At 68.2% G+C, this 17659-nt stretch carries 18 protein-coding genes; 10 read left to right on the top strand and 8 right to left on the bottom strand.

Going from position 1 to position 17659, the window contains the following annotated elements:
- Positions 1–27 precede the first annotated feature (27 nt).
- Together CJ177_RS27850 and CJ177_RS27845 are read right to left on the bottom strand one after the other, a co-directional pair.
- Positions 28–1143 (bottom strand): MBL fold metallo-hydrolase, encoded by a 1116-nt coding sequence (locus tag CJ177_RS27850; protein WP_005244014.1) that lies wholly within the window; start codon positions 1141–1143, stop codon positions 28–30.
- A gap of 44 nt (positions 1144–1187) precedes the next feature.
- On the bottom strand, positions 1188–1919 hold the full coding sequence (locus CJ177_RS27845; RefSeq protein ID WP_005244016.1) for an enoyl-CoA hydratase: 732 nt from the start codon (positions 1917–1919) through the stop codon (positions 1188–1190).
- A 143-nt stretch (positions 1920–2062) separates the two neighbouring features.
- On the opposite strand from CJ177_RS27845, the gene CJ177_RS27840 reads away from it, so the two are divergent.
- Positions 2063–3172, top strand: coding sequence for an NAD(P)-binding domain-containing protein (locus CJ177_RS27840; protein ID WP_095869102.1), 1110 nt, complete (start codon positions 2063–2065; stop codon positions 3170–3172).
- Here the strand turns inward: CJ177_RS27840 and CJ177_RS27835 are convergent.
- Complete coding sequence (locus CJ177_RS27835) at positions 3165–4265, bottom strand: lipase family protein (RefSeq protein ID WP_095869243.1); 1101 nt, start codon at positions 4263–4265, stop codon at positions 3165–3167. The genes CJ177_RS27840 and CJ177_RS27835 overlap by 8 nt on opposite strands.
- Positions 4266–4326: 61 nt before the next feature.
- On the opposite strand from CJ177_RS27835, the gene CJ177_RS27830 reads away from it, so the two are divergent.
- On the top strand, positions 4327–6192 hold the full coding sequence (locus CJ177_RS27830; protein ID WP_306453406.1) for an MMPL family transporter: 1866 nt from the start codon (positions 4327–4329) through the stop codon (positions 6190–6192).
- Here CJ177_RS27830 and CJ177_RS27825 read toward each other — a convergent pair.
- Positions 6152–6523, bottom strand: a complete 372-nt coding sequence (locus CJ177_RS27825; protein ID WP_005244028.1) for a hypothetical protein — start codon at positions 6521–6523, stop codon at positions 6152–6154. The genes CJ177_RS27830 and CJ177_RS27825 overlap by 41 nt on opposite strands.
- Before the next feature lie 4 nt (positions 6524–6527).
- Complete coding sequence (locus CJ177_RS48420; protein ID WP_009478066.1) at positions 6528–6656, bottom strand: hypothetical protein; 129 nt, start codon at positions 6654–6656, stop codon at positions 6528–6530.
- A 151-nt stretch (positions 6657–6807) separates the two neighbouring features.
- On the opposite strand from CJ177_RS48420, the gene CJ177_RS27820 reads away from it, so the two are divergent.
- Entirely contained in the window at positions 6808–7251 is a 444-nt protein-coding gene (locus CJ177_RS27820; RefSeq protein ID WP_025431922.1) for a cupin domain-containing protein, read from the top strand.
- On the opposite strand, the gene CJ177_RS27815 is transcribed toward CJ177_RS27820, so the two are convergent.
- Positions 7248–8096 (bottom strand): aldo/keto reductase, encoded by an 849-nt coding sequence (locus CJ177_RS27815; protein WP_095869101.1) that lies wholly within the window; start codon positions 8094–8096, stop codon positions 7248–7250. The genes CJ177_RS27820 and CJ177_RS27815 overlap by 4 nt on opposite strands.
- Positions 8097–8234: 138 nt before the next feature.
- Between CJ177_RS27815 and CJ177_RS27810 the strand changes: the two genes are divergently transcribed.
- Both CJ177_RS27810 and CJ177_RS27805 read left to right on the top strand, forming a co-directional pair.
- Complete coding sequence (locus CJ177_RS27810) at positions 8235–8828, top strand: class I SAM-dependent methyltransferase (RefSeq protein WP_061698065.1); 594 nt, start codon at positions 8235–8237, stop codon at positions 8826–8828.
- 15 nt (positions 8829–8843) lie between these two features.
- Positions 8844–10484: an ABC-F family ATP-binding cassette domain-containing protein gene (locus CJ177_RS27805; RefSeq protein WP_061698066.1), complete on the top strand. Its 1641-nt coding sequence runs from the start codon at positions 8844–8846 to the stop codon at positions 10482–10484.
- Here CJ177_RS27805 and fdxA read toward each other — a convergent pair whose 3' ends face one another.
- On the bottom strand, positions 10485–10811 hold the full coding sequence (fdxA, locus tag CJ177_RS27800) for a ferredoxin (RefSeq protein ID WP_095869100.1): 327 nt from the start codon (positions 10809–10811) through the stop codon (positions 10485–10487).
- Positions 10812–10955: 144 nt separating this feature from the next.
- Between fdxA and CJ177_RS27795 the strand changes: the two genes are divergently transcribed.
- The 5 genes from CJ177_RS27795 (at position 10956) to CJ177_RS27775 (ending at position 17181) form a co-directional block, all read left to right on the top strand.
- Positions 10956–11261, top strand: coding sequence for a helix-turn-helix transcriptional regulator (locus CJ177_RS27795; RefSeq protein ID WP_061041565.1), 306 nt, complete (start codon positions 10956–10958; stop codon positions 11259–11261).
- The gene (locus CJ177_RS27790) at positions 11254–11793 is read left to right on the top strand and encodes a hypothetical protein (protein ID WP_005244052.1); all 540 of its coding nucleotides are present in this window, start codon (positions 11254–11256) and stop codon (positions 11791–11793) included. Before CJ177_RS27795 ends, CJ177_RS27790 begins: the two co-directional genes overlap by 8 nt.
- 31 nt (positions 11794–11824) lie before the next feature.
- Positions 11825–12721, top strand: coding sequence for an ABC transporter ATP-binding protein (locus CJ177_RS27785; protein ID WP_061041564.1), 897 nt, complete (start codon positions 11825–11827; stop codon positions 12719–12721).
- Complete coding sequence (locus tag CJ177_RS27780) at positions 12718–13911, top strand: ABC transporter permease (protein ID WP_095869099.1); 1194 nt, start codon at positions 12718–12720, stop codon at positions 13909–13911. Before CJ177_RS27785 ends, CJ177_RS27780 begins: the two co-directional genes overlap by 4 nt.
- Positions 13912–14001: 90 nt before the next feature.
- Entirely contained in the window at positions 14002–17181 is a 3180-nt protein-coding gene (locus tag CJ177_RS27775; protein WP_095869098.1) for a multicopper oxidase family protein, read from the top strand.
- A 10-nt stretch (positions 17182–17191) separates the two neighbouring features.
- Here the strand turns inward: CJ177_RS27775 and CJ177_RS27770 are convergent, their stop codons facing one another.
- Entirely contained in the window at positions 17192–17659 is a 468-nt protein-coding gene (locus tag CJ177_RS27770; RefSeq protein WP_095869097.1) for an SRPBCC family protein, read from the bottom strand.

Genomic DNA, 17659 nt, shown 5'->3' with positions numbered 1-17659 from the left:
TTCGCTCGGAGGGGATGCGCGCCGGACTCAGCCGAGTGCGGACCACCACGGTGTCTGGGCCGTCGGCTTCAACGCGTCGATGCGCTGTCCGGGCATGGGCACGGCCACCGGGGTGGCCTTCTCCTGCGCGGCCGCGAGCAGCCGGACGATCGGCTCGGACCACGAGTGGAATGCGAGATTGAACGTGGCCCAGTGCACCGGCACCAGCAGTCCGCGGGTGCCGTCGCCGCCGTTGAGGTCGGCGTGGGTCTGCACCGCCTCCTCCGGGTTCATGTGGATGTCGGCCCACCGCGTGTCGTAGGCGCCGACGGGCAGCAGCGTGAGATCGAACGGCCCGTACCGGCGGCCCAGGTCGGCGAACCGCGGCGTGTACCCGCTGTCGCCGCCGAAGAACACCTTCCGGTTCGGTCCGGCGAGCACCCACGACGCCCACTGGGTGGTGTTGCGTACCAGCCCGCGCCCGGAGAAGTGCCGGGCCTCGGTGCACGTGAGCGTGAGTTCGCCGAACGTGGTCGACTCGTCCCAGTCGAGTTCGACGATCCGCTCCTCCGGCACCCGCCACTGACGCAGGTGCGCACCGAGCCCGACCGGAACGACGAACGGCGCCTTCTGGGTGGCGGCGAGTTGCTGCACGGTGGCCATGTCGAGGTGGTCGTAGTGATCGTGCGAGATGACGATCGCATCCAGAACGGGCAGGTCGGCGAGCGGGACCGGGGTCGGGTGCATGCGGGACGGACCGAGAATCGCGGACGGCGACACCCGATGACTCCACACCGGGTCGGCCAGCACCCGGTACCCGTCGACCTCGACGAGCACGCTCGAATGGCCGTACCAGGTGACTGCTGCGTCGGCGGCCTCGACGGGCGCGAGGGGTGTGGCAAGCGGGATCGGCCTGCGCGGGCGTCCCGCGCTGCCCCGCGTGATCAGTGCCTTGACGATCCCGGTTTCCGATCCGGGCAGCATCATGCTGCTCGGATCGGTGTTGTGGAACTGGCGGTCGCGGTACCGCGGCGACGTCGCGGCGTACGGGCGCACCTTGGCACGCGACGCACCGATCTGAGACGGAAGCCCCCACGCAGCCCGCGTCAGCCACCCGAGGGCGGCGGTGGCCAGAACAGTCGTCACAGCGTTCTTCGCTTTCACCCCGACAACTGTAACCACGCGTGCGGGAAAGGCGCGCCGAGCGGCTACTGACCCCGGAAGACCGGCGGACGCTTCTCGGCGCGTGCCGCTCGCGCTTCCTGCGCGTCGTAGCTCTTCCACGCCGCATGCAACGCCGCGAGCTGCTCGGGCGGCGGCGGGCTCTGGGTGCCGTCGTCGTTGAGCACCATCTTGAGGTGCTGCAGCGACAGCGGCGCCAGGCGCGCGATCGAGTGTGCCCACTGCTGTGCGACGGCGAGGTCGCCGCGCTTGTTGGCGAGGCCGTGCGCGAGCGCCTCGTCCGCACCGACCTCCTCCGCACCGAGCAGGATCGTTCGTGCCGGTCCGCCGCCGATCAGGGCGGCCAGCCGGTGCACCGTCCACCGGTCCACGGAGATCCCGAGCTTGGCGGCCGGGATGGCGAAGCGTGCCTCGGGAGCGACCACACGCAGGTCCGCGGCGAGCGCCAGCTGGCTGCCCGCGCCGATCGCGGGGCCGTTGATCGCGGCGATGACGGGGACGGGCACCGAGTCGATGGTGTGCAGCATCTCGAGCAGCGTGTCCGTGAATCCGTCGGCGTACACGTCGCCCGACAGGTCGGCGCCGGCACAGAACGCGCTGCCCTGCCCTGTGAGGACGATCACCCGTGCGCCGTCGGTGACGGACTTCTCCGTCTCCTCCCGCAGGAGTTCGCAGATCTCGGTGTTCAACGCATTGCGACGGTCGGGGCGTTGCAGTTCGAGGGTGAAGACGTCGCCGTCACGACTCGTCCCGATCATGTCCACTCGCTTTCTTCGTGATTGCTGTCCACTGACGAATTCTCCCCTGCCCACCCGACTGGACGTCTTCAGCCAACCACAGCCAAATCGGCCGGAACACACGAGGCTCTCCGGTAGTTGTGAGGGGGGAGGTGAGGACCGACATGAACAGCGATGTGGACGTGGCCGTGGTCGGCGCGGGGCAGGCGGGGCTGTCCGCCGCCTACTATCTGCGCAGGTTCGGGGTGGAACCGGAGTCCGGTTTCGTGGTGCTCGATCACGCCCCGGGGCCCGGCGGCGCGTGGCAGTTCCGGTGGCCGTCATTGACACTGAGCACCGTCAACGGTGTCCACGACCTTCCCGGGCTCGGCTTCGCCGACACGATCGGCGTGGACCCGAACGACCCGGAGGCCGCGCTGGTGCATGCGGCGAGCGCGGTTCCCCAGTACTTCGCGACCTACGAGAAACAGTTCGAGTTGCCGGTGCACCGTCCCGTCCACACGCGTGTGGTGTGTGCCCGTGGCGAGCGTCTGCGGATCGAGACCGACCGCGGCGTCGTGTCGGCCCGCGGTCTGATCAACGCGACGGGAACGTGGGAACGCCCGTTCATTCCCCGCTACCCCGGCGCCGAGTCGTTCACCGGTCGCCAGGTGCACACCAAGGACTACTCCTCGGCGCAGGACTTCGCGGGACAGCACGTGCTCGTCGTGGGCGGCGGCATCTCGGCGGTGCAGTTGCTGGACGAGATCTCCCGCGTCACGACCACCACGTGGGTGACGCGCCGCCCACCGGAGTTCCGGGACGAGCCGTTCACGCCCGAGATCGGCCGCGCCGCCGTCGCTCTCGTCGAGGACCGGGTCCGTCGCGGGCTGCCGCCGGGTTCGGTGGTGTCGGTGACGGGACTGCCCGTGACGCCTGCGATCCGCGTCGCCCGCGAACGCGGGGTGCTGGCGCGGCAGCCGATGTTCAGCGAGATCACCGCGGACGGCGTCCGGTGGTCCGACGGCCGCGAGCTGAAGGTCGATGTGATCCTGTGGTGCACCGGTTTTCGCAGCTCCCTCGATCATCTCGCACCCCTGCGGCTGCGCGGGCCGGGCGGTGGGATCACGATGACGGGGCGCCTGGCCACCCAGGTGGCGTCGGATCCGCGGATTCATCTCGTGGGCTACGGCCCGTCGTCGTCGACGATCGGGGCGAACCGGGCCGGGCAGGCCGCGGCCCGCGAACTCACCCGGCACCTCGGCGTGCCGGCCGGATCCGAACGCCCTACCTGATCAGCGAGGCGATGAACGCTGCCTGGTCGGGACCGGCCTGGTACATGCTGCCGAAGTGACCACCCGAATACACTCGGTAGTCGAGATCCGTTCCCGCACTATGCATCTCGGCGACCAGCTTCTCCGTCAGCGGGATCGGCACCGACGCGTCGGTGACCCCCTGCACGAGCAGCAGCGGACGGTCGTAACCCGCGACCGGGACTTCGAGGTATTCGCGCAACGCGTCCTGCAGCGCCGGGACGTCGAGTGCCCGGGACAGCATCTGCGCCACCGACACGTTGCGGGTCATGGCCGCGAACTGCCGGAACGGCACTTCGGGAGCGGCGTCCACGAACTGTTTTCCGACCGGGGTCAGGTAGCTGTCGATGTCCAGTTCGGGATATGCGTCACGGACCCCGGCGATCAGGTACGAGATGTACACGGTGAGACCCGCGAGGCCCTGCAGCGGAAACGAGGGACCACTCCAGTTCGCCACCATCTCGATGTTCGACGGCACCCCGTTCGCGACCGCCCCGCGGTAGTCGAGTTCCGGCGCGTACGTCGTGGCGGTGTGTGCGGCGAACACCGCGGCCTGCCCGCCCTGGGACAGTCCGACCGCCATCCATGTGGCGGAGAGATCGGCGTCGATCGCCCTGGCGGCGCGCACGGAGTCCACGACGCTGCGCCCGGCGACCTTCCCGTCGAGGTAGGGCGGCACCCCGGGGGTGCCCAGGCCCACGTAGTCGGTGGCGGCCACGGCGTAACCGAGTTGCAGCCAGCTGCTCACGTAGTCGGAGGATTCCCTGTCGACCCCGGTCACGGACGGTGCGTCGGAGTCGGAGTCCCCGACCGTTCCGTGCGCCCACGCGATGACGGGCCAGCCCCCGGCGGGCGGTGAACCGGGCGGCACGAACACCATCCCGGTGCACGGGGTGATGCCGTGCCGGTCGGTGGTCAGATACGTCATCCGGTAGGCGCTGCCGGTGCCGCGGAGCCAGAGCTCGGCCGGCAACTCGGACGAGTCGACGACCGCGCCGGGGGTCGATCCGGCCCGCAACGGATCCGCACCGACAGTTGGTGCCCACAGCACGCTGACCAGTGCGAGCAACGCCACGATGCGCCACCACCTCCGCACTACTCAACGGTAGCTGGGCGGGGGTGGCGCAGTACTGTGAATCGTCCACCCACAGGTCCTCACCGATCTCGGCACCAGACTGGCCGACGTGAACGGTGTGAGCTCCGTGTCGCCGCCCCGCCTGTCCCAGGACTCCGACACGGCCGTGATCAGCCTCAACTACCGCATCCCGGTCACCGACTTCCACGGCAGCGAGGGAGTCGACGCCCTCGACGCCGCGGTGGCCGACACTCAGGAGCAGGGGCTGCAGGTGGAACTGGGCGGACAGGTGCCGGAGAACATCTCCAAGCCGTCGGGCACCGCCGAGGCGGTGGGCATGATCCTGGCGCTGATCATCCTGGTGTTCGCGTTCGGTTCCGTGGTGGCCGCCGGACTGCCCCTGGCCGTCGCGCTCGTCGGCGTCGGCATCGGGTCGGGGCTCATCACGATCATGGCCGGGTTCACCAGCATCAGCACCATCGCCCCGACCATCGCCACGATGGTCGGCATCGGCGTCGGGATCGACTACGCGCTGCTGCTCGTCACCCGGTACACGGAGGGACTGCGGGCCGGCATGTCGGTGCGGGACGCCGTCGCGGCCGCCAACTCCACGGCCGGGACGTCGGTGATCTTCGCCGGCACCACCGTCCTCGTCTCCCTGTTCGGGCTGCGACTGTCCGGGCTGCCGATGTACGCGTCGTTCGGCTACGCCACGTTCGCGATGGTAGGCATCGTGATGCTCACCTCGGTCACGCTGGTGCCCGCACTGTGCGGGCTGGCGGGCACGCGGGTGCTGGGCAAGAGGTCCCGTGCCCGGGCCGAACGTCGCACGACGTCGCCGCTGACGGAACGGTGGGCGATCCGGGTGAGCCGCCGCCCGTGGCTGTGGGCCCTGACGGCGCTCGGGGTGCTGCTCCTCCTGGCCGCTCCGGTTCTGGGCATGCGGACGTGGCCGCAGGACGCGGGCAGCGCGCCGGCCGCCAACACGATCCGTCAGGCGTACGACCTGATCGACTCCGAGTTCGGGCCCGGCGCCAACGGACCCCTGATGGTGGCAGTCGACCTGAACAAGGTTCCGGCAGCCGAGCTTCCGGCCCTCGCGCGTGAACTGGCAGCCGAACCCGGGGTGGCCTCGGTGACGCCCGTCCTGCTGAACTCCGACTCGACGGCCGCGCTGATCTCGGTGAAGCCGACCACCGGCCCCAGCGATCCCCGCAGCACCGAACTGCTGGAGCGGATCCGGTCCGACGCCGCCGACGGCGTCCACGTCACCGGGCTCACCGCGACGTTCGCCGACATCTCCGCTCGCCTCGCCGAACGGCTGTGGCTCGTGATCGCGTTCGTCGTCGCACTGTCGGTCGTGCTGCTCACCTTCGTGTTCCGTGCGCCGGTGGTCGCGGTGAAGGCGGCCGTGATGAACCTGCTGTCGGTGGCCGCCGCCTACGGCGTGATGGTGATGGTGTTCCAATGGGGTTGGGGCGCGCAGCTACTCGGACTTCCGCATGCGCTTCCCGTGTCGAGTTGGGTGCCGATCCTGATGTTCACCATCCTGTTCGGCCTGTCGATGGACTACGAGGTGTTCCTGCTCTCCCGGATACGTGAGCGCTGGCTCGACACCGGCGACTCGCACCGGAGCGTCGTCGAGGGACTGGCGTCGACGGGCCGGGTGATCACGAGCGCCGCGGCGATCATGGTGGCGGTGTTCGCCGGGTTCGCGCTCGACGGCGACGTGACCGTGAAGATGATGGGCGTCGGACTCGCGACCGCGGTCCTCATCGACGCGACGATCGTGCGGATGGTGCTGGTGCCTGCCACGATGTACCTGCTGGGCAACGCCAACTGGTGGCGGCCGGGCGGACGCCGGGACGCAAAACCGGACTCGGACGCTACCTCCGCAGGCGTTCCACTTCCGCTTCGAGCGCGATGACCCGCCGGTACAGGGCCTGGATGCTCGCCATGCACACCCCGTTCGCGTCGACCATCGCTATGCGGCGGTCGTTGGAACCGAGACCGAATGCGGTGGCGAAATCCTGTGCCATCGGGCCCAGGTGTCGTACCGAATCGTGATCGAAACCGTAGGTCCAGACGCTGAGCGGCATGTCGACGAGACGTTCGAGCACCTCACCGGCACTGGCAGGCGGCGTCTGGACGGCAACACCGCGTTTGCGGGTGAGAACCGAGTGAAACCACGCCAGCGGGTGGCGGGTACGGGCCGCTGTTCGCGCCCGGACCCGCCCCCGACGGGTGTCGACCCACATGGAGTCAGTCGGGGAGTTCGCCGACATCGTGCTTGATCGTCGCGTCACTGAGAAGGAGTCCGACCCCGAGGGCCATGACGCCGATTCCGAGTCCGATTGCGGCTCCGCCGAGTCCGAGCATGATTCCGAGCATGTTGTCTCCTGTTCGTCGCTGGTGTGCGGGATTTCGTGCCCCCGCTTTCTGAACACCTACGACTCTCGCGGCTCCGGCCCTCCGAGATAAGACACCCCAGGGGTGGTGCAGCGCACCCCCGGACGCGGCGCCGGGCGGCAGAATGGCGGCCATGACGGAATTACCGGAATGGGCCCGAACCCTCGACCTCGCCCCGCACCCCGAAGGCGGCTGGTACCGCGAGACGTGGCGCAGCGACGTCACGATCCCGGAGGGGAGCCTGCCCGGCGACTACCCCGGACCGCGGGCGGCCGGTACCGCAATCCTGTTCCTCCTGATGCCCGGACAGCAGTCGGAATGGCACAGCGTGCGCAGCGCCGAGATCTGGCTGTACCACCGGGGCAGCCCCCTGCGGCTCGAACTCGGCGGGGACGGAAGCGAACCCGCGGCGCCGGACGCGCAAATCCTCGGCGCAGACGTCGCGGCGGGCCAGCAACCACAGCTGCTGGTCCCGCCGCGACATTGGCAGCGAGCGAAGCCCGAGGGCGACGAACCGACTCTCGTCAGTTGCGTCGTCACCCCGGGCTTCGACTTCGCGGACTTCCGGCTGGTCTAGGAGCCCAGCGTTGCCGGGTCGGGGCCGATGCGCCCGTCGGCCCGGGTCAGCGAACCGACCGTGTTGATCTCGTCGGGGGTCAGCTCGAAGTCGAAGACGTCGAAGTTGGCGGCGATGCGCTCCGGCGTCACCGACTTGGGGATGACCACGTTGCCGATCTGCAGGTGCCACCGGATGATCACCTGCGCGGTCGTCTTACCGTGCGCTGCAGCGATCTTCGCGATGGACTCGTCCTCGAGGACGGTGCCCTGCCCGAGCGGGCTCCACGCCTCGGTCGCGATGCCCTTGCCGGTGTGGAAGGCGCGCAGGTCGGCCTGGTTGAACCGCGGGTGCAGCTCGACCTGGTTGATCGCGGGCACCTCGCCCGTCTCGGCGATCAGACGGTCGAGGGTCTCCGGGGTGAAGTTGGAGACACCGATCGACCGCGCACGCCCGTCGGCCTTGATCTTCTGGAAGGCCTTGAACGTGTCCACGTAGCGGTCCGCGGACGGCACGGGCCAGTGGATGAGGTAGAGGTCGACGTAGTCGAGCCCGAGGCGGTTCAGGCTGTCGTCGAACGCGCGGAGCGTGGAGTCGTAGCCCTGGTCGTCGTTCCACAGCTTGGTGGTGACGAACAACTCGTCACGGGCAAGTCCGGAGTCCGCGAGCGCGCGGCCCACTCCGGTTTCGTTCTCGTAGATCTTGGCGGTGTCGATGCTGCGGTACCCGGCCTTCAGCGCCTCGGTGACCGCGGCGTGGCTCTCGTCGTCCGGCACCTGCCACACGCCGAAGCCGAGGGCAGGAATGCTGTTCCCGTCGTTGAGCGTGACCGTAGGTACAGGACTCTGTGCATTGTTGAAACCCATGGGACTGTCCAACCGGGCTCCCGGACCAGATGTTCCCGCCGTCTCAGAATGTGGACTTTCGCGTGTTGTTTCGGTGCGACCGGGTAATCCGACGGCATCGGCGTTCAGGTGGTGACGCGCCCGGTGGAAGGGGCGGACATGGGCCTCGGATACACATTGGCCTATCGGTTCAAGATCACGCCCTGGGTGAAAGCGGGCCGCGTCTTCGGAAGCCAGATCGAGACGTTGCTCGATCCCTTCGACGCACCACCGGGAGAGGTCCTCGACATCGGATGCGGCACCGGTGACCACGCCATCGAGATGGCCCGGCGGGGGTGGCAGGTGACGGGGATCGACACCGTCCAGCTGGCCCTCGACAAGGCGCGGTCCAAGGCGCGGAAGGCGGGCGTCGACGTGCGTTTCATGCACGCGGACGCCACCGACCTCGAGCACGCCGTCGGCCGCGGGTACCACTTGATCATGGATGTGGGGTGCTACCACGGGCTCAGCGACCACGACCGGGTCGCGTATGCCGAGAACGTCACGACCGTGAGCGAACCGCACGCCACCCTGCTGATGTTCGCTTTCGGGCCGGGACATCGCGGCCCGCTGCCGCGTGGGGTCTCCCGCTCCGACGTGGAGCGGACGTTCGAGAAGTGGAAACTCGTGTCGGATGTCGACGCGGACACGACCGGTATGCCGGGACCGCTCAAGAAGGCCGACCCCCGCTGGTTCCGCCTCGTCAAACGCTGAGTGGATAATCGCCGGGTGACTGCAACACTGCGCATCAGCGGATTGTCGGCTTCGCGCGGTGAGCGCACCCTCTTCGCCGGCCTCGACCTGACCGTCGCCCCGGGCGACGTGACCGGACTCGTGGGGGCGAACGGTGCCGGCAAGTCGACGCTGCTGACCGCCCTCGCGGGGATCGGCTCGGCGGACGTCGAGGGCAGTATCGTGCTGAGCCCGCCCGACGCTGCCGTCGGCTACCTCGCCCAGGAACCCGACCGGATCGCCGGCGAGACGGTGCTCGACTTCCTCGGCCGCAGGACCGGCGTCACCGAGGCCGAGCACACCATGAACGCGGCCGCCGAAACGCTCGGCGAGTCGGAGGAGGATCTCTACTCCCCCGCCCTCGAGCGGTGGCTGGCACTGGGCGGCGCCGACCTCGCCGAGCGCGCGGAGAAGGTCGTGAGCGAACTCGGGCTGGGAGTGCCGCTCGACGCGCACATGACGTCGCTGTCCGGTGGGCAGGCGGCGCGCGCCGGATTGGCGTCGCTGCTGCTGTCCCGGTACGACGTGCTGCTGCTCGACGAGCCGACCAACGACCTCGACCTCGTGGGGCTCGAGCAGCTCGAGCGTTTCGTCGCCGAGAGCCGGGCGGCCGTGGTAGTGGTGAGTCACGATCGAGAATTCTTGGCGCGCACCGTGACCGGCATCGTGGAACTCGACCTCGTGCAGCAGCAGATCGCGGTCTACGACGGCAGCTACGACTCGTATCTCGCCGAACGGGAGATCGCGCGCAGGCATGCCCGGGAGGCGTACGAGGAGTACGCCGGGACCCGTTCGGACCTCGAGGACCGCGCACAGATGCAGCGGAACTGGATGGAGCACGGTGTCCGGAACGCGCGTCGCAAGGCGAAGGACAACGACAAGATCGGCAAGGGTCTGCGCACCGAGTCCACCGAGAAGCAGGCGGCGAAGGCCCGGCAGACGCAACGCCGGATCGAGCGGCTCGAGGTGGTCGAGGAACCGCGGAAGGAGTGGGAACTGCGGATGGAGATCGCCACCGCCCCCCGCAGCGGATCGGTCGTGGCGACGGCGAACGGCGCCACCGTCGCGTGGGGCGGGGACCGCGAGTTCACGTTCGGTCCGGTCACCACTCAGGTGGACTGGGGCGACCGGATCCTCATCACCGGCGCCAACGGTTCCGGCAAGACGACCCTGCTGAAGGTGCTGCTCGGCACGATCGCCCTGGACGCGGGCACCGCGTCACTCGGGTCGGGTGTGGCGATCGGCGAGATCGATCAGGCCCGCGGCCTGTTCGAGGGCGGCGAGAAGGTGGCCGATGCGTTCGCGGCGCAGATCCCGGACTGGCCGGACGCCGACGTGCGGACACTGCTCGCGAAGTTCGGGCTCAAGGGACACCACGTGCTGCGGCCGGCGGCGTCGCTGTCACCCGGCGAACGCACCCGCGCCGCCCTCGCCCTGCTGCAGGCGCGGGGCGTCAACCTGCTGGTGCTCGACGAACCCACCAACCACCTCGACCTCCCCGCGATCGAACAGCTCGAGCAGGCCATGGAGAATTTCGACGGCACGCTGCTGCTGGTCACCCACGACCGGCGGATGCTGGATTCGACACGCAGCACCCGCCGGTGGCGGATGGACGGCGGCCGGCTGTCCGAGGAGTAGTCAGTCGCCTTCGGCCATCGACGGCAACGCCTTGACGAACGGCGGGTCGTAGTCGACCTTGCCCAGCTTCGCCGCGCCGCCGGGGGAACCGAGGTCGTCGAAGAAGTCGGCGTTCGCCTTGGTGTACTCCACCCACTGGTCCGGGACGTCGTCCTCGTAGAAGATCGCCTCGACGGGGCAGACCGGCTCACAGGCGCCGCAATCGACGCATTCGTCGGGGTGGATGTAGAGCATCCGGCCGCCTTCGTAAATGCAGTCGACTGGACATTCTTCGATGCATGCCTTGTCCAGAACATCGACACAGGGCTCAGCGATGGTGTAGGTCACGTCAGTAATCCTGTCCTTTCCTGCCGTCCCGCGCGAATCGCCTCCACTCTGCCACGCAATTCCCCAGGGTCAACCTGTCATTTTGGCGCCCGTCGCCGTTGTGCACCGTTGACAAACTGTTGGGTTTTCACAACACTTTGTTACATGAGTCCAGTACGGCGTGGGGACGCCCTCCCCATCTACAACCGCATCGGCGTTCTTCGCGCCGAACGCGGGATGAGCCGGGCTCAGCTGGCGGGACTCATCGACGTCAATCCCCAGACCGTCGGCGCGCTCGAACGGGGCGACCACTACCCCAGCCTCGACCTGGCGTTCCGTATCTCGTGGGTGTTCGAACTGCCGGTGGAAGCCATTTTCTCCCGCACCGAGTTCGGACCCCTGTCCACCGAGCTGTATCGCACCGACCGACCGCCGTCCACGACAGGAAGCGGGGAGAGTTCCCATGTCTGAGACCAATCTGATCGAGCGGTACCAGGGGTTCCGGACGCGCAGATTCCTCCAGAACGAACGCCGTTACCGGACGTGGCTACCGGCGTGGCGGACGCGCAGCCGCAGACGAATCCTGGTGGTCGCCCTCGCGGTCACGTTCGTGTTCATGACCGCCGTCGGCATCGTCTGCCATTTCGACATGGTCGTCGGGCCGCTGCTGTGGCTGCCCGCGTGCCTGTTGTTCTTCCCCCTGTGGACGATGCTCCAGATCGTGTCCGGGCGGCAGGGGGACGCTCCGCGCGACGCTCTCGACGAGTGGGAGATCCAGCAGCGCAACAGTGCCCGGTCGATCGGACTCACGGTCACCCAGCTACTGACGCTCGTTCCCGCGCTGTACCTGATCTTCGTCGGCGCGCTGGACGGCGATCACGGCAACGTGCCGTACGCCGCCGGACTGCTCGTCGTCACCGCGCTGATGGTCGGGGGTTGCACGCCCGCCATGATCCTCGGCTGGACGCAACCCGATCCCGACCCCGACGACCTCGCTTCGTAGGAACACCCGCACTCCAGAACGGGAAGGACCCATGTCTCACACCCTCACGATCGACGGCATCTCCAAACGGTACGGCGAGGTCGTCGCACTCGACGACCTGTCCTTCGAGGTCCGCCCCGGTGAGATCTTCGGTTTCGTCGGCAGCAACGGCGCCGGCAAGACCACCACCATGCGCATCGCCCTGGGCGTCCTGTCCGCCGATTCCGGCGAGGTCCGTCTCGGCGGCAAGCCGGTGGACCTGGATGTGCGGCGCACCATCGGGTACATGCCGGAGGAACGAGGGCTGTACCCGAAGATGAAGGTGGGCAAGCAACTCGAATACCTCGCCGAACTGCACGGCATTTCCCGCTCGGCGGCACGGGAGGCGGTCGCCCGCTGGACCGAACGACTCGGCATCGCGGACCGTGTCGGCGACACCGTCGACGCACTCTCGCTGGGCAATCAGCAACGCGTCCAGCTGGCCGCTGCGCTCGTCCACGATCCGGCGGTGCTGGTTCTCGACGAACCCTTCTCCGGGCTCGACCCCGTCGCGGTCGACGTCATGAGCGACGTGCTGGTGGAGAAGGCGAACACCGGAGTGCCGGTGATCTTCTCGAGCCATCAGCTCGAACTCGTCCAGCGCCTGTGCCACCGCGTCGGCATCATCAGCCACGGCCGGATGCGTGCAATCGGCACCGTCGACGAACTGCGCGGCGGCGGCAAAGCCCAACTCGAAGTCCACGCGCCGGAAGCGCCGGTCGGCTGGGCACACCATCTCGAAGGCGTCACCACGATCAGTCACCTCGACGGCCGGACCCTGCTGTCGCTCGACACCGACGTGGACGACCAGCTGATCCTGCACACCGCCCTGAAGACCGGGCCGGTGCACGAATTCTCGCTGCACCGGCCCACCCTGACCGATCTGTTCCGAGAGGTGGTCACGGCATGAGTGCCCCACTGAGCCCCGCCCGCGCGATCGGCCTCGTGGCCCGCCGCGAATTCCTGACACAGGTGGCGAAGAAGAGCTTCGTCATCAGCAACGTGATCATCCTGCTGGCCATCGTGGGCGGCATCGTCGCGTACTCGCTGTTCTCGGGCGGCGACGACGAACACGCCACCATCGGACTCGTCGGCGACCAGTCGCTCGCGCCGGCTCTCGTCGCCACCGGTGACGCGGTCGGGACGCCGGTCGACGTCGTCCCGGCCGCGGACGAGCAGGCCGCGCGCGACGAGGTGGGGAACGGTGACCTCGACGTCGCCCTGATTCCCGGCACCGGCGGATCCGTCACGGCCGTCACCGAATCCGAGATCGGCTCCGGGCTTCGCACTGTGATCGACGCGGCCGTGGTGCAGCAGGCGCAGGCCGGCGCGCTCGCCGCACAGGGCGTGGACCCCGCGCAACTTGCCGAGGCGACCGGCCGGGCGGTCGTCACCGTCGACGCACTCGATCCGCCCGACCCCGAGAAGGGTCAGCGCGTGGCCCTCTCCATCGCCGTGGTCGTCCTGCTGTACATGCAGATCATGATGTTCGGCATGTACGTGGCGATGGGTGTGGTCGAGGAGAAGTCGAGCCGCGTCGTGGAACTGCTCCTGTCGACCCTTCGTCCGCTGCAGCTGCTCTGGGGCAAGGTGATCGGCATCGGCGCGGTCGGTCTCGTCCAGTTGACCGCCTACGGTGTGGTGGGTGTCGCCGCCGGACTCGCGACGGGCGTGCTCACCGTGACGGGGACGGCGATCGGGGTGCTGGCCGGAACGCTCGGCTGGTTCGTGCTCGGATTCGCGTTCTTCGCGGTCCTCTACGCCGCGGCCGGGTCGATGGTGTCGCGGCAGGAGGACGTCAACGCCACCGCGTCACCGCTGATGGTGCTGATCGTCATCATGTTCTTCAGCGCCTTCTCCTCGGTGAGCAACCCGGACGGCACCCTCAGCAACGTCCTCAGCTGGATTCCGCCGTTCTCGGCGATCCTGATGCCGCTGCGCATCGCCGCCGGCGTGGCGTCCCCGGTCCAGGTGGTCGTCACGGTCGCTCTGATGCTCGCGGTGACCGCCGCACTCAGCGTGCTGGCCGCGAAGATCTACCAGCGCTCGATCCTGCGGATCGGCAAGGTCGTGTCGTGGAAGGAGGCGCTCGGCAGGTAGCGAATTCCCAGCGCACGGCCAAGTTCCCTGTGTAGTCTTCGAATCGTCGATCGATGCTGCTCAGCTGCCGTCGTGGAACGGGGAACACCCATGGTCGTCCGTCGCGGGAAGCCGATCGCCGCCCTCGCCGTCGCAGTGGTCGCGTCCATGACGTTGATGCTGACGGCATGCACGTCCGACGAGCCGACCACTGCGGGCGGTGGCAACGCCGGCCCCGACGGCACCCCGGTCGCCTACGAGGAGCCGGTCACGCTGTCGAGCGAGAACGGGGTGCTCGAGGTTCGACTGTCGGCCCATCAGGGCACGGTCGACCTCGACACCGTCTCGGAACCGGTGTCGGGCTTCCTGGTCTTCGGTTACGAGGTTCTGCAGGGCACGAGTTCGGACGGCTCGACCACGGGCGACGACGTCTACCCGGCACCGACGTTGCGCGTCGATCCGGGTGAGCGCCTGATCATCCACTACGACAACGATCTCCGGAACCTGACGGTCGAGGACTTCTACGACCCCGCGTTCACCCCGGCGGGCAGGGAGGTCCCGATCTATCCCCCGGCCCTCGAATCGGCGCCGCTGAACCTGCACACCCACGGTTTGCACGTGAGCCCGGACGGCAACGCCGACAACGTGCTGCTCGACATTCCCGCCGGGATGGGCAACGTCTACGACTACGCGGTGCCGAAGGACATGCCGAACGGCCTGTACTGGTACCACAGCCACCGTCACACGATGACCGCGCAGCAGACGTATGCGGGGCTCGCGGGACTGCTGGAGATCGGCAGGCCCGACGGCAACCTTCCCCTCGTCACGCAGAACGACGTACCCATCCGCGACATGGCGCTGCAGTACAACTTCGTCTTCGACCGTAAAGGCAACGGCCACCAGCTGAACGACCCGAACTGGCCACAGTTCGTGAGTACGCTGACGCCGCCGGAGGGGACGCAGCTCGCCGACGGAACGTACGAGCCGAGCCTGGCGCCCGTGAACTTCTCGGAGACCACGGAGGGCGCCCAGTACGTCACCAACTGGTATTCCGGGCCGCTGTCGCCGGCGAACCATCGCGGGCAGAACCAGTTCGTGCCGGGCAATCTCCAGAGTTTCAGCAATGATTCGACGAATATTCCCGCCGACCCGTCGCTGCCGGACAACGAACGCGACGTGCAGTACACGGTCAACGGGCAGTTCCAGCCGGAGCTGAAACTGAAGCCGGGCCAAACGGAGATCTGGTCGCTGGCGAACATCAGCGATTTCGCCTACATGCCACTCGGACTCACCGAGACCGCGACGGGCAACCACCCGAAGTTCTCCGTCGTCGGCCAGGACGGAAACCCCCTCACTCAGGTGCAGCTGCCCGTCGGCGGTGACGGCACCCGGCTCGTCATCCCGCCGGGGTCGCGGTACGCGATCGCCGTGACGATGCCGGACACCGGCGATCTGGTGCTCGACATGCCACCGCTCGAAGGGGCGAAACCCGTCACCAACCCCGGCGTGCTCTACACCAACGACGGCACCGACAACCCACCGGCCGAGCTGGGCACGGTGACCGTCGACCCGTCGGTCATCAGCTACGCCGACGGCTTCTTCACCTTCCCCACCCAGACCCTCCTGCACGTCACACCCGACAGCGGCGAAGGGAAGACCACGCCGTTCGAGCCCGGCCAGAACCTCGACGCGTACACGTCTTTCGTGGACACGTCGGTGATGACCCCCGACGTGAAGCGCACCCTCACGGTCTCGGGCGGGTTCGGCAACGAGAAGGCCAGCAACAGCGACCCGAAGGCCTTCACGTACGAGTTCGCCGACAACACGTTCCCGAACATCCCGCTGATCCAGCCGCGCCTCAATTCGGTCGAGGAATGGTTGATCACGAACCTCAACAACGACGAGCATCCGATGCACATCCACGTCAACGACTTCCAGGTGATGGAGATCGTCGACCCGATCGCGGGCACCCGGACCGGGGTGCAACCGTGGGGTGAGGACAACGTGAACGTGCCGGCGCCCGTCACCGACGCGAACGAGAACCCGCTCGTGCCCGCATCGGTGACGCTGCGCACGAAGTTCACGGAATACACGGGCACTTTCGTGATCCACTGCCATCGCCTCAACCACGAGGACAACGGACTGATGGCCACCGTCAACGTCATCCCCGAGGTGTCGACGTACGCGGTGGCGGTGCCGGGTTCGGCGGGCACCCCCGCCACCGTGCAGGTCCACGACGGCAACGGCGACAAGGTGATCGCTGCGGTCACACCGTTCCCGTCGTTCGAGGGCACCCCGACGGTGGCGATGGCCGACGTCAACGGCGACATGATCCTCGACCTCGTCGCCGGGACCGGTGCGGGCGTGGCGCCGGAGGTCGTCGCGTACGACGGCAACGATGTCGGCTCCGGCCCGTTCACCGCCGAGCTGACCCGGTTCGCCCCGTTCGACGACGGCTTCCGCGGAGGCGTCACCGTCGCGGGTGCGGACATCGACGGAAACGCGCTGGCCGACAACATCATCGCCGGCACGGGTCCCGGCACCGAATCGCAGGTGAAGGTGTTCTCGTCCACCCTGCCCACGGAGAAGGGCGCGGCACCCGAGGTCTTCTCGAGCTTCACCCCCTATCCCGGGTCGCAGTCCGGGGTGACCGTCGCGACGGGCCTGGTCGACGCCGCATCGGGCCGGGCAAGCATCGTCACCGCCCCGGGTCCGGGAGAAGCGCCTCGCGTGAAGACGTTCCGCTACGACCTGTTCGAGCCGACCGCCGCCGCGACTGCCGACGGCACCGCGGACGAGCACGCCGGCCACACCGATGGACCGCGGATGACGTCGGAGTTCGTCGCTTTCGACGAGAGCTACCTCGGCGGTGTCTCACTCTCGACGGGGTGGGTGGCCGGTGCCGAAGGCGGAGCGAAGAGCATCGTCACCGGCATGCTGGGCGGCGACGGCACTGTTCGTGTGTGGTCGAGTGGGTCACGCCTCGACGGTGAACCGGCCATGTATCTCGAGAGCCCGAACCACCACTCCGGCGACGTCGTGTTCACTCAGATCGCGTCGTTCGCACCGTTCGCCGGCGGCGCGCCGGGGACGGGTGTGCAGGTGGCCACCACCAGCACCACCAGCGGCGCCGACCTGCTCGTCAGCGGCTCCGGGCCGGGCGGCACGGAGGTGCGCAAGTTCGGACTGGGCCGCGCCGAACCCCAATCCACCACGCTGGTGCCGCTGCTGTTGGGCGCCCTCCCCGCGCTCCCCGCGGGGCAAGGGTCCGTGCCTCTCGGTGGGCGGTAGATGGAGCGGGTCAGCCGGCCTGCTTCTCGGCGGCGCCGGCGATGTCGTCGAGATCGCGCCGGATCGCCTTGGTGGTGGCCTTCAGCGCGAAGGAGCCGAACACTTTCATCATGAACTTCGACAATGCGCCGAGCCCAGTTGCTTCCGCTGAGAAGTGGAAAGTCAGGTTGGTGCCGTCACCGGCGGGCTCCAGGGTGAACACCGTCGTATAGTCCGCGCCGTGGGACGACGCCTTCACCACGGTGCGCTTCTCCGGGTCGATCTCCGTGACCCACATTTCCTCGGTCGACGACTTGCCGAACAGCACCCGGGTCTCACGCCAGCGCGTGCCGACTTCGTATTTCGTCGAGTCCAGCCTCTCGAGCTTCTCCACACCGCTCAGAACCGATTCGGCGTTGTCCAGATCGGTGATGACCGCCCACACGGCGCCGACGGGCGCATCGATCGTTCGGCTCACGCGGATCTCCGAGGCTGACAT

It is taken from the genome of Rhodococcus sp. ACPA1, assembly GCF_002300195.1.
Classification (GTDB): domain Bacteria; phylum Actinomycetota; class Actinomycetes; order Mycobacteriales; family Mycobacteriaceae; genus Rhodococcus_F; species Rhodococcus_F opacus.
The sequence above is the reverse complement of the archived record's forward strand: the minus strand, read 5'-3'. Positions and strand labels throughout refer to the sequence as shown.